Below are 22,305 nucleotides of genomic sequence, written 5' to 3'. Positions count from 1 at the left end.
AAACAGGCAGGTGAGCTATGAGCATGAAGAACTATGATGTGGTTGTGATTGGCGGCGGTCACGCTGGCGTCGAAGCCGCCTCTGCCGCAGCTCGATTCGGAGCCGATACGGCTTTATTGACCCATAAAGCGGTGACCATTGGTGTGATGTCCTGCAATCCTGCCATTGGTGGCCTTGGTAAGGGTCATCTCGTGCGTGAAGTCGACGCATTGGACGGCCTGATGGGGCGCGTTGCCGACCGCGCGGGTATTCAGTTTCGCTTGCTCAATCGGCGCAAGGGACCTGCCGTTCGCGGACCGCGCACGCAGGCGGACCGAAAGCTGTATCGCGAAGCGATGCAGGCCGAAATCGCGACCATCGCCAATCTCGATGTGATTGAAGGAGACGCCTTCGATCTCGACATCGATGGTGGGAACATTGCCGCCGTTGTTCTGAAAGATGGTCGGCGCGTCGCGTGTCGTGCCGTGGTCATTACGACGGGGACGTTCCTGCGTGGCCTTATCCATATCGGCAACGAAAAGACTCCCGCTGGCCGTGTTGGCGAAGAACCATCGCTGGGCCTCTCGGCAACTTTCGAGCGCCTTGGCCTTCGTCTTGGCCGATTGAAGACCGGAACACCGGCGCGGCTAGACGGGCGGACCATCGATTGGCAATCCATCGGGCGGCAGGCTGCGGATGAGGATCCTGTCCCCTTCTCGTTCATGACGGATCGCATCACCACGCCGCAGATCGATTGCGGCGTGACACGCACGACGCCGGCGACCCATCGGATCATCGAAGAGAATATCGGCAAGTCCGCGATGTATTCCGGGCAGATCGAAGGTGTCGGTCCGCGCTACTGCCCGTCCATCGAGGATAAGATCGTTAAATTCGGCGAGCGTGACGGCCATCAGATCTTCCTGGAGCCCGAGGGCCTCGACGACCATACGGTTTATCCCAATGGCATTTCCACATCGCTTCCCGCGGATGTGCAAGACGCCTTCATTCGAACGATTCCGGGGCTCGAAGCTGTTCGGATCCTTCAGGCGGGCTATGCCATCGAATATGACCATGTCGACCCGCGTGAGCTGGCGCCGACATTGGAAGTGAAGCGCCAGCCCGGGCTTTTCCTCGCCGGCCAGATCAACGGAACGACCGGCTACGAGGAAGCTGCGGCTCAGGGGCTCGTCGCCGGTCTCAATGCGGCGCGCCGGGCGACGGATGTTGAAGGACATGTTTTCAGCCGGACAGACAGCTATATCGGCGTCATGCTCGACGACTTGACGTCGCGCGGCGTTACCGAGCCCTATCGCATGTTTACATCGCGAGCCGAGTACCGGCTGTCGCTGCGGGCAGACAATGCGGATGTGCGCTTGACTCCGCTCGGTCTGGAACTTGGCCTCGTGGGAGCTGCGCGCGCATCGCGGTTTGAGAATTGGTCGGGCGAGATGCAGGCGGCGCGCGAGACATTGCAGACCCTCAAGCTTTCCCCCAATGAGGCAGCCGTCCATGGTCTTCGCCTCAACCAGGACGGGGTTCGCCGCAGCGCTTATGATCTGCTGGCGTATCCTGATATCGATTATGCGCGCCTGGTTTCGGTCTGGCCGGAGCAGCTTGGCGCCTTCTCGCCACGGGTGCGCGATGCCATCGAGATCGAGGCCGGCTACGCGGTCTATATGAACCGGCAGGAAACGGACATCGCTGAAGCCCGTCGTGAGGAAGAGCGCCGTATCCCGGATGACTTCGATTTTGGAACCCTGCCCGGCCTTTCCATCGAGCTTCGTCAGAAACTGACGGCCGCGCGGCCAGCCAACCTAGCACAAGCGGCGCGCGTCGATGGCATGACACCGGCTGCCTTGACGCTGCTTCTGGCCTATCTGAAACGCTTGCCGGCAAATCCGGCGCTCCGGGTTGCACACGCATGAATACGCTTCCTCGCGAACTCCACGGCATGAATGTTTCACGTGAAACTGTGGACAGGCTCAACGCTTTTGTTGCGCTTTTCCAGAAATGGGCAAAGGCGATCAACTTGGTGGCGCCTTCGACTCTTGCCGAGACCTGGAGCCGGCACGTGGTCGACAGCGCACAAATCTACGCGCTGCAGCCCGGTGCTCGGACCTGGGTGGATCTCGGCAGCGGCGGCGGTTTTCCTGGCATCGTCACCGGCATTTTCCTTGCTGGCGAAGGCGATGGATGGGTCCATCTCGTGGAAAGCAACAACAAGAAGGCGGCGTTTCTGCGCACCGCGATCCTTGAAACGGGCGCGCGTGCCTCCGTTCACGCCATACGAATCGAGGATGCGCCGCGGGTGATCGAGCACTGTGATGCCATTTCCGCGCGGGCGCTTGCGGATCTCGACGTTCTCATGGAATTTGGTCTCCCCTGGGTCGAGCGCAATGACTATCTGCGATTTTTCCTGCACAAAGGCCGGGATTACCAACGCGAGATCGATAAAGCGCTTGGTCGGTGGAGATTCGATCTGGTAAAACATGCCAGCATCGTCGAGCCGGATTCCATCGTGCTCGAAGTGTCGAAACTTTCGCGAAACCCTTAGGGACTGGCGGCGTCCATGACAGGCGAGAAGAACCGGATCATCACCATTGCGAACCAGAAGGGCGGCGTCGGCAAAACGACGACGGCGATCAATCTGGCGACGGCCCTTGCCGCCATCGGCGAGCGCGTCCTGATCGTTGACCTCGATCCGCAGGGCAACGCCAGCACGGGCCTCGGCATCGACCGGCGCAACCGTGAGCTTTCGTCCTTCGATCTCCTCATCGGCAGCCACAGTGTCGCCGATACGGCGGTGGAAACGGCCGTGCCGAACCTTTCCATCATCCCCTCGACGATGGACCTGCTGGGCATCGAGATGGAGATCGCCCAGCAGAGCGATCGCGTCTTCCGGCTGAAACGCGCGCTCGCGGCAGCCGATGCGCTATCTTACTCTTACGTGCTGGTCGATTGCCCACCGTCCTTCAACCTCCTGACGATGAATGCTCTGGCGGCCGCCCATTCGGTGCTGGTGCCGCTTCAGTGCGAGTTCTTTGCGCTGGAAGGCCTCAGCCAGCTGCTCGAGACGGTCGACCAGGTACGACGGACCGTCAATCCGCGGCTCGATATCCAGGGCATCGTGCTGACCATGTTCGATTCGCGTAACAATCTTGCGCAGCAGGTCGTCAACGATGTGCGCACGCATCTCGGCGAGAAGGTCTATCACACGCTCATTCCCCGCAATGTGCGGGTCTCCGAGGCGCCGTCCTACGGCAAGCCGGCCATTCTCTACGATCTTAAATGCGCCGGAAGCCAGGCCTATCTTCAGCTTGCTTCCGAAGTCATCCAGCGTGAACGGCAGCGCAAAGCGGCCTGAATTCAGTATCCGTGAGTAGAACCGATGAATGAAGACAACTCAAAGCGGCGTCTTGGCCGTGGTCTTGCCGCCCTGATCGGCGAGATGGACCAGCTTCCGGCCGCGGATGTCGGCGCGCAGCCGACGGTCAATCCGGACCGTCTGGTTCCGATCGAGTTCGTCGGCCGCAACCCGCGCAACCCGCGCCGCTATTTCGACGAATCGGAACTGCAGGATCTTGCCTCCTCGATCCGCCAGCATGGCATCGTCCAGCCGGTCGTCGTGCGCACCATCGCGGACAACCGGTATGAAATCATCGCCGGCGAGCGTCGCTGGCGGGCGGCGCAGCTGGCGGGCCTCACAGAGATTCCCGTTATCATTCGCGATGTCGACGACCGGACGGCGCTGGAAATCGCCATCGTGGAAAACGTCCAGCGTTCCGACCTCAACCCGCTGGAAGAGGCAATGGGCTACGAGCTGCTGATCGCCGATCACGGCTACACACAGAACGATCTGGGTGAGATCATCGGCAAAAGCCGCAGCCACGTGGCCAACAGCCTGCGCCTTCTGAAACTGCCGGAGCCCGTGCGGGACATGCTGGCATCCGGGACGCTTTCTGCCGGCCACGCCCGCGCGCTGGTGCCGACGTCGGACCCGGTGGCGCTTGCCAAGACCATCGTGGCGAAGGGCATGTCGGTGCGCGATGCCGAGCGTATCGCGCAGAACGACATCAAGGCGCAGAGCGATCCCAATCACGGTCAGCCCGCCGCGCAGAAGGACGACAAGGATGCCGATACGCTGGCGCTGGAGCGCACGCTGTCGGATGTGCTCGGTCTCGACGTGACGGTCAACCACAAGGGCAATGGCGGCCATCTCCGGATCGCCTACAAGACGCTCGAACAGCTTGAAGAAATCTGCCGGCTTCTTGAACGCCGGTAAGATATTTAGCCGGAGTCAGCGCCTGCCGGACTGAAGCACGGTCGCCAGCATTGTCTGCATGGCGATCGTATCTTCCAAGGCTGGGCGCTGCCGGCTTTGCAGGATCGCGGATTGCAGCCGCTGCGTTTCCCGGCGAATGGCCGGTCCCGTCCACGTCTTGAGCGCGTTTTCCACAATCGGCTTGCGCCGGAAGTGCAAGTGGCGGCCGAGTGTCGCCAAGGCCTGCGCGGCCGGTGCGCGCTTCTCGTCCATTTCCGCGCGCATCAACTCCAGAAGCTGAAACTGTCGCAGGCAGCCCTGCAGCACGAGGAAGACCGGCGTTTTCGAGGAAACGATCTTCTGGATTGCGTGCAGGAAACCGTCCCGGTCGCCCTTCAGGATCGCGTCGATGGCGTCATCGGTGGAAATCGCGCTGGCATCGCCGACGATCTCTTCCACGTCCTGCTCTTCGATGAGCGTCTTGCCGCGGCAATAGAGGGCAAGCTTGCGCACCTCGTTGCGGGAGGCGAGCCGGTCGCCGCCAATGGTTTCCACGAGGCGTTCCCGGGCCGCTGGAGAAATTCTGAGGCTCTCGGCGGCGAGTTCCTGATCGATGAGTGCCTGCAAGGCACGGCCGTCGTCCGCGTAACAGGCGATGGCGACGACCTGGGAATGGGATTCCGCCACCTTGCGAAGCGCCGCACCCTTCTTCAGGTCGCCGGCCTCGATAAGGAGGGTGGAAGGGCCGGCCGGCGTTCCCGCCAGCATCTCCAGGGCATCGGAAACACCCTTTTCACTGGCAGCATTGCGAATCCAGACGAGGCGATCGCCACCGAAGAGGCCGATGGCGTTCATCTCGTCCATGAGACGGCCGGGCTGGCTGCCGATTTCGCCGGCATCGAGCTTCACGACGGAGAAGGCATCCGCAAGATCGACGCCACTGGCGGTTGCAAGCGCAGCGGCGCGTTCCGATACGAGGCCACGGTCTGGCCCGTAGACGAGGAACAGCCGCACGGGCAGAGGCTTCCGCTTCAGGAAGGCATCGAACTCGTGCGACTTGACCTCTGCCATAGCCGGCTCAGCGACGAGCGAGTGCCGTCGCGACATCCGCGCGGATCAGTTCGGCAAGCTCACGCGCGCCACGGTTTTCCGCGTCGCGCTTTGCGCGAAGCTTGGCGAATTCCTGCGGCGAGAAATCGACCACGGCAACGGCCGAGCGCTTGCCGGAGGTGATCGTTTCGCCGGAGTCGGACTTCGTGAGGTTATAGTCCGCCGTAACGATGACGCGGCCGGCGCGGTCGATGTCCGTCGTGACGTCGTTCAGAACGCCAACGGTCTTGACGCTTACGTCCATCTCCAGGTGATAGGCCGCAGACTGGGTTTCGCCGGCGCCGCCGCTGAAGAGGAAGATCAGGTCGTTGCGGACCTGCTGCTCCACACGGTCGTCCGCTTCGGAAATGGAAACGGAGGCAAGTTTGCCCTCTGTGCCGCTTTCGGTGGAATAGAGCGGCCGCACCTGGCAGCCGGCGAGCGCGCCGACAAGCGCGATGCCGGCGAGCACCTTGACGAGCCGCGGAAGGCCGATTCCGTCAGACAACAACATTCACGATCCTCTGCGGTACGACGATGATCTTCTTGGGGTGCTGGCCGGCAAGCACGGCCTGAACCGCCTCGAGCGCGAGCACGGCCTGTTCGACCGCACTCTGGTCCGCATCGCGGGCGATTGTCAAATCCGCGCGCTTCTTGCCGTTGATCTGCACGGGCAGCGTGATCTCGTTTTCGGCAACCAGCCGGTCCTCGTAGGCGGGCCAGCCGGCCGTGGCGACGAGACCCTCGCCACCGATCTCGCGCCAGCACTCTTCCGAAAGATGGGGCGTCATCGGCGCGACGATGCGAATGAGGATTCCGACGGCCTCGCGCAGCGCGGAAACCAGTTCCGGCGCTGCCTTGCCGCTTGCTGCGGTGGCCAGCGGGGCCGCCAGCGCGTTGACGAATTCGTAGATGCGCGCGACGGCCTTGTTGAAGGCGAGCTTGTCGTAATCGCCCTGCACGGCCTTCAAGGTCTTGTGGGCGATCTGCGAGACGGCGAGCGCTTCGCCGTCCGTGCCCGGGCGGCTTTCGGCGCCCTTCAGCACCGGCGCGGCTTCCGAGACGAGACGCCAGACGCGCTGGACGAAGCGGTGTGCGCCCTCGACGCCGGCTTCCGACCAGATGACGTCACGGTCCGGCGGAGAGTCGGACAGAACGAAGAAGCGGGCCGTATCGGCGCCGTAGGAGGCGATGATATCGTCGGGATCGACGACGTTCTTCTTCGACTTCGACATCTTTTCGATCGAGCCGATGGCGATTTCTTCGCCGGATTCGAGATGCAGCGCACGGCGCTTGCCGTCCACGTCCTCGATGCGGATCTCGGCCGGCGTCACCCATTCGCGCTTGCCGTCGACGGCGCGGCTATAGGTTTCATGCACGACCATGCCCTGCGTGAAGAGACCCTTGAAGGGTTCCTTCAGGTCGAGATGACCGGCGACCTGCATGGCGCGGGTGAAGAAGCGCGAATAGAGCAGGTGCAGGATCGCATGCTCGATGCCGCCGATATACTGGTCGACCGGCAGCCACGCATTCGCGGCAGCCGGGTCCGTCGGGTCGTTTTCCCACGGCGCGGTGAAGCGGGCGAAGTACCAGGACGAATCGACGAAGGTGTCCATCGTGTCCGTCTCGCGGCGCGCGTCCTTGCCGCAATGCGGGCAGGTGACGTGGCGCCAGGTCGGATGACGGTCGAGCGGGTTGCCCGGCTTGTCGAAGGTGACGTCGTCGGGCAGCTTGACCGGCAGGTCGGCCTTCGGCACGGGAACCACGCCGCAGTCCTCGCAATGGATGACCGGGATCGGGCAGCCCCAGTAGCGCTGGCGCGAAATGCCCCAGTCGCGCAGGCGGAAGTTCACCTTGCGCTCGCCCACGGGCGCATTGCCCAGCGTGGCCGCCGTGAGGCGCCTGGCGACCTCCTCGAAGGCTTCCTCCGTGCCGAGGCCGTCGAGGAAGCGGGAATTGATCATCACGCCGTCGCCGACATAGGCCTCGTCGGCAATGGCGAAGGTGGCGGCGTCGCCGTCCTTCGGCATGACGACGGGCACGACCGGCAGGTCGTATTTGCGGGCGAAGTCAAGGTCGCGCTGGTCGCCGGAGGGGCAGCCGAAAATGGCGCCCGTGCCGTAATCCATCAGCACGAAGTTCGCGATATAGACCGGCAGCTCCCAGCTGGGATCGAAGGGATGGCGGACGCGCAGGCCCGTATCCATGCCCTTCTTCTCGGCGGTTTCGAGCGCGGCGAGCGAGGTGCCGGCGCGGCGGCATTCCTCACAGAAAGCCATGATCTCGGCATTCTTGGCGGAGACGTCCCTGGCCAGCGGATGATCGGCCGAGATCGCCAGGAACGAGGCGCCGAACAGCGTGTCGGGACGGGTCGTGTAGACGGTGACGTCCTTCTCGCCCGTCAGGCTGGCAGCGTCGGCGATTTCCCAGCGGACCAGCATGCCTTCCGAACGACCGATCCAGTTCTTCTGCATCAACCGAACCTTTTCCGGCCACTGGTCGAGGGTCTCGAGCGAATCGAGCAGGTCCTGGCTGAAGTCGGTGATGCGGAAGAACCATTGGGTCAGTTCACGCTGCTCGACCAGCGCGCCGGAGCGCCAGCCGCGGCCGTCGATGACCTGCTCGTTGGCAAGAACCGTGTGATCGACCGGGTCCCAGTTCACCTTGGACTGCTTGCGGTAGACGAGGCCCTTTTCCAGGAAGTCGAGGAACAGGTGCTGCTGGCGATGGTAATATTCGACATCGCAGGTGGCGAATTCGCGCGACCAGTCCAGCGACAGGCCCATCGACTTCAGCTGCTTGCGCATCGTCGCTATGTTTTCGTAGGTCCAACCCTTGGGGTGGACCTTGTTCTGCATGGCGGCGTTTTCGGCGGGCATGCCGAAGGCGTCCCAGCCCATCGGATGCAGCACATTGAAACCACGGGCACGCTTGTAGCGGGCGACGACGTCGCCCATCGCGTAGTTGCGCACATGGCCCATATGGATGCGGCCCGAGGGATAGGGGAACATCTCGAGGACGTAGTACTTTTCGCGCGGATCGTCGTTCTTGGTCAGGAAGACGCTGTCGTCATTCCATTTTGCCTGCCAGCGGGGTTCGGCATCGCGCGGATTGTAACGTTCGGTGGCCATGTCTTTGATGTTCCGGAAGTCTTTTGGAGGTTTTGGCGGGCGGTTCGTCCATGCGAATATGGTGCCGAGACCTTCATCATGAAACCGCCGGAGCGTCAAGTTTTCCGGTCCCGCGCGGGCTGGCGCTTGGCAAGCGGCGCCGTTTTCGCTAGGTGCGGGAAACGGCCGCACGCTTCGGCGTGCCCCAATTTTTGCCGATGGAGAATGACCATGCAGCTTCAGGACCGTCTCGACGAGGTTCGCAACCGGATGGGCAAGGCGGCGGCGGGAGCCGGCCGGAAGCCGGAAGCGGTCACGCTCGTCGCCGTGTCGAAGACTTTTGATGCGGACGCCATTCGTCCCGCCATCGCCGCCGGCCAGCGTGTCTTCGGCGAGAACCGCGTCCAGGAAGCGCAGGGCAAGTGGCCGACGCTTCGGGACGAGACGGCCGGCATCGAACTGCATCTGATCGGGCCGCTGCAGTCCAACAAGGCAGCGGAGGCGGTGGCGCTGTTCGACGTCATCGAGACCGTCGACCGGGAGAAGATCGCGCGGGCGATTGCCGCGGAGATGACGCGGCAGGCACGCGCGGTGCGGCTCTATGTCCAGGTCAATACCGGGCTTGAGCCGCAGAAGGCCGGCATTGCGCCCGACGATACGGTCGCCTTCGTTTCCTTCTGCCGCGACGAGCTCGGCCTTACCGTCGAGGGGCTGATGTGCATTCCCCCTGCGGATGAAAATCCCGGCCCGCATTTCGCGCTCCTCGGCAAGCTTGCGGCGCGCTGCAATCTCGACAAGCTGTCGATGGGCATGTCGGGCGATTATGATGTCGCCGTCGGCTTGGGTGCGACGAGCGTCCGTGTCGGTTCGGCGATTTTCGGCACGCGCTGATCCCGGCTTGACGAAGCGCAAGGGCGGGCCGGCCTGTTTCAGGCTTTCGTCTGGCTTTGCGGAAAGAGCGCCCTCCCCTATTCTCCCTGCTGGAGGAACCGGCCGCCTGGCGGCCGGGCATGCGGGAGGATGCGATGCAAAAGACCTATGCCGAGACCTATCGCGCCTGGCAGGATGACCCCGAGGGGCACTGGGCGGAGGTGGCGGAGGCCATCGAGTGGTTCGAGAAACCGGGCCGGATTTTCGATGGCGAACAGGGCGTCTACGGGCGCTGGTTTCCCGATGCGACGGGCAATACCTGTCACAACTGCGTCGACCGGCATGTGGCGGCGGGGCGCGGGGGCGATGCGGCGCTGATCTACGACAGCCCCGTCACCGGTCGCAAGGCGCGGTACAGTTATGCCGATCTCCTGGAGCGGGTGAACGCGATGGCGGCGGTGCTGGTCGACCAGGGCGTCGAAAAGGGCGACCGGGTCATCCTCTACATGCCGATGATCCCCGAGGCGATTTTTGCCATGCTGGCCTGCGCGCGGATCGGCGCCATCCATTCAGTCGTCTTCGGCGGGTTCGCCGCCAGCGAGCTTGCCGCGCGCATCGATGATTCGCGGGCGAAGCTCGTCGTCAGCGCAAGCTGCGGCATCGAGCCCAATCGGGTGGTCGCCTACAAGCCGTTGCTCGATGCGGCCGTCGCGCTTGCCGCTCACAAGCCGGAACGGTGTCTCGTGCTGCAGCGGCCGGAACTCACCGCGGATCTTGCGGAGTGCCGTGACGTCGACCTGGGGGTCGCGCTGGCCGCGGCCGCCGGACGGACGGTGCCCTGTGCGCCGCTGGCCGCCACCGATCCGCTCTACATTCTCTACACCTCGGGCACGACCGGCCAGCCGAAGGGCGTCATCCGCGACAATGGCGGGCATATGGTGGCCCTCGCCTGGTCGATGCGCGCGATCTACGGCGTCGCTCCCGGCGAAGTCTATTGGGCGGCTTCCGATATCGGCTGGGTCGTCGGCCATTCCTATATCGTTTATGCGCCGCTGCTGAACGGCAGCACGACGGTGCTCTATGAAGGCAAGCCGGTCGGCACGCCGGATGCCGGAGCCTTCTGGCGCGTGGTCGAGGACTACAAGGTTTCCGTTCTCTTCACCGCGCCGACGGCCTTCCGCGCCATCCGCAAGGAGGATCCGGAGGGCGCGCTCGTGAAACACTACGACCTTTCCAGCCTGCGGGCGCTGTTCCTCGCCGGCGAGCGCGCCGACCCGGAAACGCTCCGCTGGGCGGAAGAGGTGCTTGGCGTGCCGGTCATCGATCACTGGTGGCAGACGGAAACCGGCTGGACGATCGCCGGCAACCCGATTGGCCTCGGCCGGCTTCCGGTGAAACACGGTTCGCCCACCGTGCCGATGCCCGGCTACGACCTGCAGGTGCTCGACGACGCAGGCCATCCGGTGCCACCGGGCACGCTCGGCAATATCGCGCTGAAGCTTCCCCTTCCCCCCGGGTGCCTGACGACCTTCTGGAATGCCGACGAACGTTTTCGTTCGGCCTGCCTGTCGGAATTTCCCGGTTACTACAAGACGGCCGATGCCGGGTATGTCGACGAGGACGGGTATGTCTTCGTGATGGCGCGGACGGATGACATCATCAATGTCGCCGGTCACCGGCTTTCGACCGGGGCGATGGAAGAGGTCTGCGCCAGCCACCCGGATGTCGCCGAATGCGCGGTCATCGGTGTCGCCGACGGCTTGAAGGGACAATTGCCCGCCGGCTTCCTCGTTTTGAAGAGCGGTGTTTCACGTGAATCATCGCTCGTCGAGCAGGAGGTGGTGGCGCTGGTGCGCGAGCGCATCGGCCCGGTCGCTGCCTTCAAGACGGCGATCTGCGTAAAACGCCTGCCGAAGACGCGCTCCGGGAAAATCCTGCGCGGCACGATGCAGAAGATCGCCGATCGGGAGGCCTGGAAGATGCCGGCCACCATAGACGATCCGGTAATCCTCGATGAGATCGCCGAGGCGCTGGCGGGCCGGCGGATCGTCTGACGCTTCAGGGGTACGTTTCCCGGCCCCGCTGGGGCTCGGCCTGACCGGCCATGGGGCGCGTGCCCTTAGATATCGGGTCGAGCCGGGGAATGAGGCCGCCAACAAAAAACCCGGCTGCGGAGCAGCCGGGTTTTGATCCTTTGCGATGAGACGTCGCTTAGAAGCGGTCGTCTTCATCCTCGTCCGGCGTGGACGACTTCAGCGACTTGAGCTTGGCGAAGACGGCATCGGCGTCGATTTCCTTCTCCTCCTCGCGGTCGCTGTAGGGCAGCTTTTCCGTTTCCTGGGCCGATTCCAGCGTGGCGCCGAGTTCCGCCGCGGTCGGCAGCGGGCGGCCCTTGGACGCGCGTTCGACTTCGAGGTCGAGGTCGATCTGCGAGCAGAGGCCGAGGGTGACCGGGTCCATCGGGGTCAGGTTGGTCGAGTTCCAGTGGGTACGCTCGCGGATCTGCTCGATCGTCGACTTGGTGGTGCCGACGAGACGCGAGATCTGCGCATCCTTCAGTTCCGGATGGTTGCGCACCAGCCAGAGAATGGCGTTCGGGCGGTCCTGGCGCTTGGAGACCGGGGTGTAGCGCGGGCCCTTGCGCTTGGACTCGGGAACGCGGACCTTCGGTTCGGAAAGCTTCAGCTTGTGGTTCGGGTTGCCTTCCGCGCGGGCGATTTCCTCGCGGGAGAGCTGACCGGTCGAGATCGGGTCGAGGCCCTTGATGCCCTGAGCCGATTCGCCATCGGCGATGGCCTTCACTTCGAGCGGATGCAGTTTGCAGAACGTTGCGATCTGTTCAAACGACAGCGCCGTGTTGTCGACCAGCCAGACCGCGGTCGCCTTGGGCATGAGGAGCTGCTGAGCCATGGATATAGTCCTTCTGTCCGTCCGCGCCGGTGTCGCGGGCCGTGGGGTGTAACCACTATTTTCCGGGAATTGCGCCCTCTATAACTCCACTGTCGCAGAAATGCAATTCTTCAAGCGCAAATGACCTTTTGTCTAATTGCCGGAAGACTTTGACCTGATATGAATGGGCTAGGAAGTGCCGCGGTCGGAGGAGACACGGCCGTGTGTATGTGCAGTCTAGGGAGGAATCCATGTCCGCAAAGACCTATCCGGTCCTGAAATCCGCGAAAAGCCGCACGCTGATCGACAACGAGACCTATCAGAAATGGTATCGCGAAAGCGTCGAGAACCCGGAGCGTTTCTGGGACAAGCACGGCATGCGGATCGACTGGTTCAAGCCCTACACCAAGGTCAAGAATACGTCCTTCAGCGGCAAGGTGCCGATCAAGTGGTTCGAGGACGGCATCACCAACGTCTCCTACAATTGTATCGACCGGCACCTGAAGGCGCATGGCGATCAGGTCGCCATCATCTGGGAAGGCGACAATCCCTATATCGACAAGAAGATCACCTATAACGAGCTCTACGAACACGTCTGCCGCATGGCCAACGTGATGAAGAAGCATGGGGTGAAGAAGGGCGACCGCGTCACCATCTACATGCCGATGATCCCGGAAGCGGCCTATGCCATGCTCGCCTGCGCGCGCATCGGCGCCGTGCATTCCGTCGTCTTCGGCGGCTTCTCGCCGGATGCGCTGGCCGGTCGTATCGTCGACTGCGAATCGACCTTCGTCATCACCTGCGACGAAGGCGTGCGCGGCGGCAAGCCGATCCCGCTCAAGGAAAACACCGACACGGCCATCGACATCGCCGCCAAGCAGCATGTCATCGTCAACAAGGTTCTGGTCGTGCGCCGCACCGGCGGCAAGACCGGCTGGGCGCCGGGCCGCGACATCTGGCATCACCAGGAAGTGCTGACCGTGCCGCGCGATTGTCCGCCGGCCAAGATGAAGGCGGAAGACCCGCTGTTCATCCTCTATACGTCGGGCTCCACCGGCAAGCCGAAGGGCGTGCTGCACACCACGGCGGGCTATCTCGTCTATGCCTCGATGACGCACAAATATGTCTTCGACTACCAGGACGGCGATGTCTACTGGTGCACGGCCGACGTGGGCTGGGTCACGGGCCATTCCTACATCGTCTACGGGCCGCTGGCGAACCGCGCGACCACGCTGATGTTCGAGGGCGTGCCGAACTTCCCGGATGCCGGCCGCTTCTGGGAAGTGGTCGACAAGCACAAGGTCAACATCTTCTACACCGCCCCGACGGCGATTCGCGCGCTGATGGGCGCCGGCGACGACTTCGTGAAGCGTTCCGACCGCTCCACCCTGCGTCTGCTCGGCTCGGTCGGCGAACCGATCAATCCGGAAGCCTGGGAATGGTATTACAATGTCGTCGGCGAGGGCCGCTCGCCGATCGTCGATACCTGGTGGCAGACGGAAACGGGTGGCATTCTCATCACGCCGCTGCCGGGCGCGACGGACCTCAAGCCCGGCTCGGCGACACGGCCGTTCTTCGGCATCAAGCCGCAGCTCGTCGACAACGAGGGCAACGTGCTGGAGGGACCGGCCGACGGCAATCTGTGCATCGTCGATAGCTGGCCGGGCCAGATGCGCACCGTCTACGGCGACCACAAGCGCTTCGTCGAAACCTACTTCTCCACCTACAAGGGCAAGTACTTCACCGGCGACGGCTGCCGGCGCGACGAAGACGGCTACTACTGGATCACCGGCCGCGTCGATGACGTGCTCAACATTTCGGGCCACCGTCTCGGCACGGCGGAAATCGAATCGGCGCTCGTCTCGCACCACCTCGTTTCGGAAGCTGCCGTCGTCGGCTACCCGCACAGCCTCAAGGGCCAGGGCATCTATTGCTATGTCTCGCTGATGGCCGGCGAGGAAGGCACGGATGCGCTGCGCCAGGACCTCGTCAAGCACGTCCGCAAGGAAATCGGCCCCATCGCCTCGCCGGACAAGATCCAGTTCGCGCCCGGCCTGCCGAAGACCCGCTCGGGCAAGATCATGCGCCGCATCCTGCGCAAGATCGCCGAGGACGATTTCGGCGCGCTCGGCGACACCTCGACGCTGGCCGATCCGGCGGTGGTGGACGACCTCATCGCCAATCGGCAGAACAAGGCGGCCGGTTGATCGGCCTGGCCGAACCAAACGAAACGGCGGCCGATGGCCGCCGTTTTCATGTGAGGGATTGCCTGGGAAGGTACCCTTCCCTTCCGATATTATCCGCGGGCCTCGACCCAGACGATCCATCGCCACGGCGTGGATGGCCGGTCACGGCCCGGAGATCGTGAGCCGGATTCCCGCGCTCAGAAATCGATGGCCCGGCCCTTGATTTCCCAGTCGCCGAACCGCGCCGGGTCCTCGCCGCCGCGTCCGCCGATTTCCGCCGCGCGCTCCACGGGCTGCGCGGCCTTGCGCCGGGCTTCGGCTTCCTCGAGGGCGCGGAGCGCGGCGGGCGGAAGCACTTTCCGGCCATCCGCGTGATTGTCGTTGTCGTTCTGCATGAAAATCGGCATCCTTCCGGGATATTGAAGAAGTCCTCTTCGTTTCCCATCATATAGGGACGTGAAGACGCTGTGGAAAGCGCTGATTCACGTGAAACATGCCCTTGACAGCAAGGGCGGATGGCAACGGACCAGATAGGAGCCGGAACGCATGAACATCGTTCGCACAGCCATGCTGCTCGCCGTCATGACGGCGCTTTTCATGGGGGTGGGCCTGCTCATCGGCGGCAAGGGCGGCATGATGATCGCGCTTCTCGTGGCGATCGCGATGAACTTCTTCTCCTACTGGAACTCCGACCGCATGGTTCTGTCCATGTATGGCGCCAAGGAGGTCGATGAGCGCTCGGCGCCGGAATATTACGGCATCGTGCGTGATCTTGCGCAGCGTGCCGGCCTTCCCATGCCGCGCGTCTTCGTCATCAACAGCGATCAGCCGAATGCCTTCGCCACTGGCCGCAATCCGCAGAACGCCGCCGTCGCCGCTTCGACGGGCCTTCTCCAGGCGCTTTCCTACGAGGAAGTCGCGGGCGTGATGGCGCACGAGCTGGCGCATATCCAGAACCGCGACACCCTTACCATGACGCTGACGGCAACGATTGCCGGCGCGATCTCCATGCTCGCCAATTTCGCCATGTTCTTCGGCGGCGGCAACAACCGCGAGAACAACAATCCGCTCGGTTTCGTCGGTGTGCTGATCGCGATGATCGTCGCGCCTTTCGCGGCCATGCTGGTGCAGATGGCGATCAGCCGCACACGCGAATATTCCGCCGACAAGCGCGGCGCGGAAATCTGCGGCAACCCGCTCTGGCTCGCCTCGGCGCTGAAGAAGATCGCCGTCGCGGCCGGCCGCATTCCCAACGATGCGGCCGAGCACAATCCGGCAACGGCGCACATGTTCATCATCAACCCGCTGTCGGGCGAGCGCATGGACAACCTCTTCTCCACCCACCCGAACACGGAAAACCGCATCGCAGCGCTGCAGGAAATGGCGCGCGGCATGCAGGCGCGCTCGACGGAACCGGTCCGGGCTGATAATCCCGTGCGCAAATCGCGCTCCGTTCCGTCGACGGGCTGGGGACGCGGTGGTTCCGAACCACCAAAAGGTCCCTGGTCTTGAACGACGACAAAAGAAGAGCGCATCCGAAACGCCACCGCGGCGGCAAAGGCCCCAGGCCCGACGAAACCGTCGCGAACCAACCGGAAAAGCCGGGCCTTCGCGCCCGGCAGGCCGCCGCCAAGATCCTCGCCGCCGTGGTGGACCGCAGGACGCCGCTCGACGGCATGCTGGACCTTGAAAACGGCAACCCGGTCTATCGGCAGCTCAACGACGCCGACCGCGCGCTGGTGCGCGCCATCCTCAACACGGCATTGCGTCATCTGCCCCGTATCGAAGCGATTCTCGACACATTGGTCGGCACGCCGCTGCCGGACGGCGCACGCGCGCTGCAGCATGTCCTGACGGTCGCCGCCGCGCAGATCCTCTATCTCGACGTGCCCGACCATTCCGCCGTCGACCTCGCCGTCGAGCAGGCGCAGATCGATCCGCGCAACCGCCGCTTCGCGAGCCTCACCAATGCCGTGCTGCGCCGGTTGTCGCGTGAAAAGGCGTCGCACCTGACGGCGACGCGTGGGGTTTCCGTCATCCCGGCCTGGTTCCGTGACCGGCTCGTCGCGGTCTATGGCTCTGACCATGCCGCGCGCATCGGCGAAGCGCTACTGGAGCCCTCGTCCATCGACCTTACCGTGAAATCCGACGCCGAAGGCTGGGCGGCGAAGCTCGGCGGCCTCGTGCTGCCGACCGGCTCCGTGCGCCTTCCTACATCCTCCGGTGCGATACCGGCACTCGAAGGCTTCGAGGCCGGCGAATGGTGGGTGCAGGATGCGGCGGCCAGCCTGCCGGCGAAACTCTTCGGCGATCTCTCGGGCAAGCGCGTCGCCGATCTTTGCGCCGCACCCGGTGGCAAGACCGCACAGCTTGCGCAGGCCGGCGCCGACGTCACGGCGCTCGACCAGTCTGGCAATCGCCTCAAACGGCTTGTCAGCAATCTCGCCCGGCTCGGGCTCTCGGCGACGACCGTGGAAGCGAACATGGCGGAATACAAGCCCGCCGACCTGTTCGATGCCGTCCTGCTCGATGCGCCCTGCTCGTCCACCGGCACGATCCGCCGTCATCCCGACGTGCTCTGGACCAAGGGGCCGGAGGACATCGAAAAGCTCGCGCGCTTGCAGGAGCGCCTGCTGCGCCATGCACTGACGCTGGTGAAACCCGGTGGACAGCTCGTCTTCTCCAATTGCTCGCTCGATCCCAGCGAAGGCGAAGAGATGGTGACGCGCGTGCTCGCGGATCATCCGGCCTGGCGAATCGAGCCCGCCATTCCCACCGAATGGCCCGGCCTCGAGGCGGCGATTTCGCCGCTCGGTGCGTTCCGCACCACCCCTGCCATGCTGCCGGCGACGACCACCCATGCCGGCGGCGTGGATGGTTTCTATGCCGTCCGGCTGCGCCATGGCGGCTGAGGAAGATGGTCGCGGCAGCCCTCATCAACAGCCCATCCGGCCCGATGAATTGACGCCGCTCCTCTCCTCGGCCTACCTATAGGTCTGGAGGCACTCGTTAACCATGCAGCTTTCCGACAGGCAGCGGCTTCTCTATCTGTATATGCGTGAGGGTTGGCGCCGGTTCTCGCGAAGGCTTGCCTTGGGCCGAATCAGCGCCATGCGGTTTTCCGGCGGTACGCCGGACCGACTGGTCGTGGCGCCGACGGACCTGCATCCCGCCGATTCCTTTGCCGGCGAAGAAATCACCGCCGGCCGCTTCCCGCTTGCCGGCCGCATCCTCGAATGCGAGGGCGAATCGCCCTTCGCGCTGGAACTGCCGTCGGAAGAATTCGCCGTTCGCCTGCATTCCTTCGGCTGGCTGCGCCATATGCGCCTCGTCGATCCGGAAAAGGCGGCGCATACCGCCCGCTTCATCGTCGACGACTGGCTGCAGAGCCATGGCCGTGTCATCGGAGGGCTTGCCTGGCGGCCGGACGTCACGGCCCAGCGCATCATTGCCTGGCTCTCCCATTCGCCCGTCGTGCTGAAGGACGCCGACTATCCCTTCTATCGCCGCTTTCTGAAGAGCCTCGCCTTCCAGGTGCGCTATCTGCGCCATGTGGCCGATACGACGCGCGACGGAGAGCCGCGGATGCGCGTGCGCATCGCGCTTGCCATGGCGTCCATCGCCATGCCCGCCTCGCCGTCCAAGATGCGCAAGGCCGCCCGGCATCTGGACGAGGAACTGGACCGCCAGATCCTGCCAGACGGAGGCCATTGCTCGCGCAATCCGCGCGCCGCGCTCGATATCCTGCTCGACCTGCTGCCGCTGCGCCAGACTTATGTCAATCTCGGCCACGATATGCCGTTGCAACTCATTCCCTGCATCGACCGCATTTTCCCGGCGCTGCGCTTCTTCCGCCATCAGGGCGGCGAACTTGCGCTCTTCAACGGTGCGACCTACACGCTTGCCAATGAATTGATGTCGGCGCTGCGCTACGACGAGACGGGCGGCGCGCCTTTCAAGGCCCTCCCCTCGATCAACTACGACCGCATGGCCGTGAAGGAAACGGTCGTGCTGATGGATACCGGCGTGCCGAAATCCGTCGACCTCTCCTCGACCGCGGCGGCCGGCACGCTGTCCATCGAAATGTCCTCGGGGCGCAATCGCTTCATCGTCAATTCCGGCCGACCGCGTTTTGCCGGCGAGGCGATGCGGCAGATGTCGCGCATGACGGCCGCCCATTCCGTCGCCACCCTCAACGATACGTCGTCTTCGCGCGTTTCGGGCTCGCGGTTCCTCGGGCCGATCGTCATTGGCGGCGTCGGTAAGGTCGAGGTGTCGCGCATCGAGCGCGACTCCGGCGCCGATGGCGTCACCGCCACCCATGACGGTTACCTCAAGCGTTTCGGCCTCCTCTACGAGCGCGATATCCTCGTCGCGGCGTCGGGCGGAGAAATCCGCGGCCGCGAGCGCTTTCTCAAGCCGGGTGCGCCCAACGCGCCCGTTTCCGGCCTTGCTGTGGTGCGTTTCCATATCCATCCGACCATCCAGCTCTACCAAGCCTCCGAGAACGAAACGCGGCTCGTCGCGCCCGACGGCGAGGCCTGGGCGCTGACCTGCCTCGATGTGCCCGTCGAGGAAGAAGAGGACGTCTTCTTCGCCGATCCCTCCGGCGTGCGCGCCTCGCGACAGCTGACGCTCACCATGCCGCTTGGCGAGATGCCCGAAGTTCAGTGGTCGCTGGTGCGGCGGCGCTGAGATTTCCGGGCCTTCGCGGTTTTCTCGCGGCGGCGCCTGTGATAACGGGGCGCATGACCATCCGGCCCCTCCTTCCGGGCCGTCAGAACGGAGCGCCCCATGGCCGTCATTTCCAAGAAAATTCCCGCCCCCGATCGCGTCGCCGTGCGCACTGCGCTGCTGTCGGTTTCCGACAAGGCCGGCGTCGTCGCGCTTGCGACGGCACTGGCCGAAAAGGGCGTGCGCCTGCTGTCGACCGGCGGCACGCACAAGGCGCTGAGCGATGCAGGCCTTGCGGTCATCGATGTCTCCGAAGTCACCGGCTTTCCGGAAATCATGGACGGCCGCGTCAAGACGCTGCATCCCTCCGTTCACGGCGGCCTGCTGGCGATCCGTGATGACGCCGAGCATGTCGAGGCGATGAAGGCCCACGGCATCGGCGCCATCGATCTTGCCGTCATCAATCTCTATCCCTTCGAGGACGTCCGCGCCAAGGGCGGTGACTATCCGACGACCGTCGAGAACATCGATATCGGCGGTCCGGCGATGATCCGCGCCTCGGCCAAGAACCATGCTTATGTGACCGTCGTCACCGACCCGGCCGACTATCCGGCGCTTCTGGAGGAACTGGCCGACGGCTCGACCTGCTACGCCTTCCGCCAGCGCCTCGCCGCCAAGGCCTATGCCCGCACGGCGGCCTATGACGCGGCGATCTCCAACTGGTTCGCCGAGGCGCTCGACATCGCCATGCCGCGCCACCGGGTGCTCGGCGGCGTGCTGAAGGAAGAGATGCGCTATGGCGAGAACCCGCACCAGAAGGCAGGTTTCTACGTGACCGGCGAGAACCGTCCGGGCGTCGCTACCGCGACGCTTCTGCAGGGCAAGCAGCTCTCCTACAACAACATCAACGACACGGACGCCGCTTTCGAGCTGGTCGCCGAGTTCCTGCCGGAGAACGGCCCGGCCTGCGCGATCATCAAGCACGCCAATCCCTGCGGCGTTGCCACCGGCAAGACGCTGAAGGATGCCTATGCACGGGCGCTCGCCTGCGACCCGGTCTCGGCCTTCGGCGGTATCATCGCGCTCAATTCGACGCTCGACGGCGAGACGGCGGAAGAGATCGTCAAGCTCTTCACCGAGGTCATCATCGCGCCCGACGCCGACGAGAAGGCCCGCGCCATCATCGCCGGCAAGCCGAACCTGCGCCTGCTGGTGACGGGCGCCCTGCCCGATCCGCGCGTGCCGGGCCTTTCCGCCAAGACCGTTTCCGGCGGCCTGCTCGTGCAGAGCCGCGACAACGGCATGGTCGAGGATCTCGAACTGAAGGTCGTCACCAAGCGCGCGCCGACGGCGCAGGAACTAGAGGACATGAAGTTCGCCTTCAAGGTCGCCAAGCATGTGAAGTCGAATGCCGTGGTCTATGCCAAGGACGGCCAGACGGCAGGCATCGGCGCCGGCCAGATGAGCCGTGTCGATTCGGCCCGCATCGCCGGCCTCAAGGCCGAGGAAGCCGCCAGGGCCATGGGGCTTGCCGAACCGCTGACGCGCGGTTCTGCCGTTGCCTCCGAAGCCTTCCTGCCCTTCGCGGATGGCTTGCTTTCGGCCATTGCCGCCGGCGCGACGGCGGTCATCCAGCCGGGTGGCTCGATGCGCGATGCGGAAGTGATCGCCGCAGCGGACGAGGCCGGCGTCGCCATGGTCTTCACCGGCATGCGCCACTTCAGGCACTGAGCGTATCCGGATTCTTCGCCGGAGACGGAACGCCCCGCTTGCGGGGCGTTTTGCGTTTCAGGCGTCCACTTTCGCCGCCGGATAGGGCGTGCGCAGCAAAAGCAGGAACCCGACGACGAGGAAGACGATGAGCGCCATCATGCCCGTCCGGGCCGAACCCGTGGCCGTGGTGATGAGGGCGACGGAGAGCGGGGCGAGGAAGGACGTGGCGCGGCCCGCGAGGGCATAGAGGCCGAAATAGCGCCCGGCCTCGTCCGGATGAATGCTCTGCGCGAGATAGGAGCGCGCGGAGGCCTGCACCGGGCCGAAGGCGACCCCGATCAGCAGGCCGTAGAGAATATAGGCCTTTTCCGCGGCGGTGCCGAAGAGGCCGCCGCTGTCGGCGGTCGGCAACGGAATGAGGCCGAACAGCGTGAAACCCGGGCCGGTGGAGACGATGCCGATGGTCGCCAGCGTGAGGCAGACGAGGCTCATGATGACGACGATCTTGGAGCCGAGGCGCTTGTCCAGCCGGCTGGCGTAGAGGCAGCCGCCGATGGCGACGACGTTGAGAATGATGCCGTAGATGCCGAGCTCGAAGGTCCGCCAGGCGAACATGCCGGCCGCGAAGGTGCCGCCGAGGGCGAGCAGGCCGTTGACGCCATCCTGGTAGATCATGCGGGCGACGAGGAAGCGCAGGATGCCGGGCTTGTTCTTGAGGTCGCGCAGTGCCGCCGAGAGGTCGGAAAAACCGGCGCGCACGGCGCTTGCGATCGGAAGGCCCTTGCTCTGGTCGGGTGTGAAGAAGAACATCGGCAGGATGAAGACGAGATACCAGACGGCGGAAATCGGCCCGGTGATACGCGCGTCCTCGCCCGTCGCAGGATCGAGGCCGAAGAGCGGTGCGATGCCGATGGCGGTCTTGCCCGTTTCGGGATTGGCGGCGAGCAGGGCGACGACGGCGATCAGAACGATCATGCCGCCGAGATAGCCGAGCCCCCAGGCGATATTGGAGATGCGGCCGGCGTCTTCCGGCTTTACGAGCCGCGGCATCATGGAATCGTTGAAGACGATGGAAAATTCCGCCGCGACGGTGGCGAGCACGATCATTGCCATCGCAAACGGCAGGCTGCTGCCGGGCGCGGCCTGCCAGAGAGCGAAAAGCGAGAGAATCTTGATGACCGCGAAGGCGGCGATCCAGGGTTTTCGCGCGCCCGATGCATCGGCGATGGAGCCCATGACGGGAGCGAGCAGCGCGATGGCGATGCCGGCGATGGTGAGCGTGTAGCTCCAGGCCGCCTGCCCTGCTGCGTGGTCTTCGGTAAGGCGCGAGACGAGATAGGGGCCGAAGATGAAGGTGGTGATAACCGTGAAAAAGGGCTGGGCCGCCCAGTCGAACAGCATCCAGCCCGCAATGCCGAACTTGCCCGGGCGTGGCTCCCGGCTTTCCGTGACGACCGTCATTGCCCCTCCTTGGCTATGGGGCAACGACCGCGCCCGTCCTCAGCCGGCTAACGGAGCCCTCGTCCCGTCAGCC

The 22,305-nt window shown here is 64.3% G+C and carries 17 protein-coding genes; 11 read left to right on the top strand and 6 right to left on the bottom strand.

The window, feature by feature from the left end; translation table 11 throughout:
* The first annotated feature begins 17 nt into the window (after window positions 1–17).
* From mnmG to V8U06_RS24135, 4 genes are read left to right on the top strand one after another with little or no spacing between them, the layout of a single operon-like run.
* Entirely contained in the window at window positions 18–1,904 is a 1,887-nt protein-coding gene (gene mnmG / locus V8U06_RS24150; protein WP_427142843.1) for a tRNA uridine-5-carboxymethylaminomethyl(34) synthesis enzyme MnmG, read from the top strand.
* A complete protein-coding gene (gene rsmG, locus V8U06_RS24145) occupies window positions 1,901–2,533 on the top strand; it encodes a 16S rRNA (guanine(527)-N(7))-methyltransferase RsmG (protein WP_427142842.1) in 633 nt (210 codons plus the stop codon). The genes mnmG and rsmG overlap by 4 nt, the downstream gene beginning before the upstream one ends.
* A 15-nt stretch (window positions 2,534–2,548) precedes the next feature.
* A complete protein-coding gene (locus V8U06_RS24140; RefSeq protein WP_226921513.1) occupies window positions 2,549–3,343 on the top strand; it encodes a ParA family protein in 795 nt (264 codons plus the stop codon).
* A 24-nt stretch (window positions 3,344–3,367) separates the two neighbouring features.
* Entirely contained in the window at window positions 3,368–4,261 is an 894-nt protein-coding gene (locus tag V8U06_RS24135) for a ParB/RepB/Spo0J family partition protein (protein ID WP_427142841.1), read from the top strand.
* Between the two features lie 15 nt (window positions 4,262–4,276).
* Here V8U06_RS24135 and holA read toward each other — a convergent pair whose 3' ends face one another.
* From holA to leuS, 3 genes are read right to left on the bottom strand one after another with little or no spacing between them, the layout of a single operon-like run.
* Entirely contained in the window at window positions 4,277–5,311 is a 1,035-nt protein-coding gene (holA, locus tag V8U06_RS24130) for a DNA polymerase III subunit delta (protein WP_427142840.1), read from the bottom strand.
* 7 nt (window positions 5,312–5,318) lie between these two features.
* Window positions 5,319–5,843 carry an LPS assembly lipoprotein LptE gene (lptE, locus tag V8U06_RS24125; RefSeq protein ID WP_427142839.1) on the bottom strand — a complete coding sequence of 175 codons (525 nt, stop codon included), beginning with the start codon at window positions 5,841–5,843 and terminating at the stop codon, window positions 5,319–5,321.
* Window positions 5,830–8,460, bottom strand: a complete 2,631-nt coding sequence (leuS, locus tag V8U06_RS24120; protein ID WP_427142838.1) for a leucine--tRNA ligase — start codon at window positions 8,458–8,460, stop codon at window positions 5,830–5,832. The genes lptE and leuS overlap by 14 nt, the downstream gene beginning before the upstream one ends.
* Window positions 8,461–8,670: 210 nt before the next feature.
* On the opposite strand from leuS, the gene V8U06_RS24115 reads away from it, so the two are divergent.
* Together V8U06_RS24115 and V8U06_RS24110 are read left to right on the top strand one after the other, a co-directional pair.
* Window positions 8,671–9,330 (top strand): YggS family pyridoxal phosphate-dependent enzyme, encoded by a 660-nt coding sequence (locus V8U06_RS24115; RefSeq protein WP_427142837.1) that lies wholly within the window; start codon window positions 8,671–8,673, stop codon window positions 9,328–9,330.
* A gap of 134 nt (window positions 9,331–9,464) precedes the next feature.
* On the top strand, window positions 9,465–11,363 hold the full coding sequence (locus V8U06_RS24110) for a propionyl-CoA synthetase (protein ID WP_427142836.1): 1,899 nt from the start codon (window positions 9,465–9,467) through the stop codon (window positions 11,361–11,363).
* Between the two features lie 157 nt (window positions 11,364–11,520).
* On the opposite strand, the gene V8U06_RS24105 is transcribed toward V8U06_RS24110, so the two are convergent.
* Complete coding sequence (locus V8U06_RS24105) at window positions 11,521–12,219, bottom strand: DUF1013 domain-containing protein (protein WP_226921527.1); 699 nt, start codon at window positions 12,217–12,219, stop codon at window positions 11,521–11,523.
* A 230-nt stretch (window positions 12,220–12,449) separates the two neighbouring features.
* Here V8U06_RS24105 and acs point away from each other — a divergent pair, with 230 nt between their 5' ends.
* A complete protein-coding gene (acs, locus tag V8U06_RS24100) occupies window positions 12,450–14,405 on the top strand; it encodes an acetate--CoA ligase (protein WP_427142835.1) in 1,956 nt (651 codons plus the stop codon).
* Between the two features lie 176 nt (window positions 14,406–14,581).
* Here the strand turns inward: acs and V8U06_RS24095 are convergent, their stop codons facing one another.
* Window positions 14,582–14,779: a DUF1674 domain-containing protein gene (locus V8U06_RS24095; RefSeq protein ID WP_226921531.1), complete on the bottom strand. Its 198-nt coding sequence runs from the start codon at window positions 14,777–14,779 to the stop codon at window positions 14,582–14,584.
* Between the two features lie 151 nt (window positions 14,780–14,930).
* Between V8U06_RS24095 and htpX the strand changes: the two genes are divergently transcribed.
* The 4 genes from htpX to purH all read left to right on the top strand — a co-directional run bounded on the left by htpX (window position 14,931) and on the right by purH (window position 20,789).
* Entirely contained in the window at window positions 14,931–15,896 is a 966-nt protein-coding gene (gene htpX / locus V8U06_RS24090) for a zinc metalloprotease HtpX (protein WP_226921533.1), read from the top strand.
* Window positions 15,887–17,296: an RsmB/NOP family class I SAM-dependent RNA methyltransferase gene (locus V8U06_RS24085; protein WP_427142858.1), complete on the top strand. Its 1,410-nt coding sequence runs from the start codon at window positions 15,887–15,889 to the stop codon at window positions 17,294–17,296. The genes htpX and V8U06_RS24085 overlap by 10 nt, the downstream gene beginning before the upstream one ends.
* 103 nt (window positions 17,297–17,399) lie before the next feature.
* Window positions 17,400–19,079: a heparinase II/III family protein gene (locus V8U06_RS24080; protein WP_427142834.1), complete on the top strand. Its 1,680-nt coding sequence runs from the start codon at window positions 17,400–17,402 to the stop codon at window positions 19,077–19,079.
* A 99-nt stretch (window positions 19,080–19,178) separates the two neighbouring features.
* Window positions 19,179–20,789 (top strand): bifunctional phosphoribosylaminoimidazolecarboxamide formyltransferase/IMP cyclohydrolase, encoded by a 1,611-nt coding sequence (purH, locus tag V8U06_RS24075; RefSeq protein WP_427142833.1) that lies wholly within the window; start codon window positions 19,179–19,181, stop codon window positions 20,787–20,789.
* 57 nt (window positions 20,790–20,846) lie between these two features.
* Here the strand turns inward: purH and V8U06_RS24070 are convergent, their stop codons facing one another.
* Window positions 20,847–22,232, bottom strand: a complete 1,386-nt coding sequence (locus V8U06_RS24070; protein ID WP_427142832.1) for an MFS transporter — start codon at window positions 22,230–22,232, stop codon at window positions 20,847–20,849.
* Window positions 22,233–22,305: the final 73 nt, after the last annotated feature.

Source organism: Shinella sp. G-2, assembly GCF_050172695.1.
In the GTDB taxonomy this organism is placed as follows: Bacteria; Pseudomonadota; Alphaproteobacteria; order Rhizobiales; family Rhizobiaceae; genus Shinella.
This window is presented reverse-complemented; position numbering and strand designations above follow the sequence as displayed.

Bases quoted from the DNA above. Each gene is read 5' to 3' on its own strand.
- mnmG (WP_427142843.1), top strand. From the start codon at position 18: ATGAGCATGAAGAACTATGATGTGGTTGTGATTGGCGGCGGTCACGCT.
- rsmG (WP_427142842.1), top strand. From the start codon at position 1,901: ATGAATACGCTTCCTCGCGAACTCCACGGCATGAATGTTTCACGTGAA.
- V8U06_RS24140 (WP_226921513.1), top strand. From the start codon at position 2,549: ATGACAGGCGAGAAGAACCGGATCATCACCATTGCGAACCAGAAGGGC.
- V8U06_RS24135 (WP_427142841.1), top strand. From the start codon at position 3,368: ATGAATGAAGACAACTCAAAGCGGCGTCTTGGCCGTGGTCTTGCCGCC.
- holA (WP_427142840.1), bottom strand. From the start codon at position 5,311: ATGGCAGAGGTCAAGTCGCACGAGTTCGATGCCTTCCTGAAGCGGAAG.
- lptE (WP_427142839.1), bottom strand. From the start codon at position 5,843: ATGTTGTTGTCTGACGGAATCGGCCTTCCGCGGCTCGTCAAGGTGCTC.
- leuS (WP_427142838.1), bottom strand. From the start codon at position 8,460: ATGGCCACCGAACGTTACAATCCGCGCGATGCCGAACCCCGCTGGCAG.
- V8U06_RS24115 (WP_427142837.1), top strand. From the start codon at position 8,671: ATGCAGCTTCAGGACCGTCTCGACGAGGTTCGCAACCGGATGGGCAAG.
- V8U06_RS24110 (WP_427142836.1), top strand. From the start codon at position 9,465: ATGCAAAAGACCTATGCCGAGACCTATCGCGCCTGGCAGGATGACCCC.
- V8U06_RS24105 (WP_226921527.1), bottom strand. From the start codon at position 12,219: ATGGCTCAGCAGCTCCTCATGCCCAAGGCGACCGCGGTCTGGCTGGTC.
- acs (WP_427142835.1), top strand. From the start codon at position 12,450: ATGTCCGCAAAGACCTATCCGGTCCTGAAATCCGCGAAAAGCCGCACG.
- V8U06_RS24095 (WP_226921531.1), bottom strand. From the start codon at position 14,779: ATGCAGAACGACAACGACAATCACGCGGATGGCCGGAAAGTGCTTCCG.
- htpX (WP_226921533.1), top strand. From the start codon at position 14,931: ATGAACATCGTTCGCACAGCCATGCTGCTCGCCGTCATGACGGCGCTT.
- V8U06_RS24080 (WP_427142834.1), top strand. From the start codon at position 17,400: ATGCAGCTTTCCGACAGGCAGCGGCTTCTCTATCTGTATATGCGTGAG.
- purH (WP_427142833.1), top strand. From the start codon at position 19,179: ATGGCCGTCATTTCCAAGAAAATTCCCGCCCCCGATCGCGTCGCCGTG.
- V8U06_RS24070 (WP_427142832.1), bottom strand. From the start codon at position 22,232: ATGACGGTCGTCACGGAAAGCCGGGAGCCACGCCCGGGCAAGTTCGGC.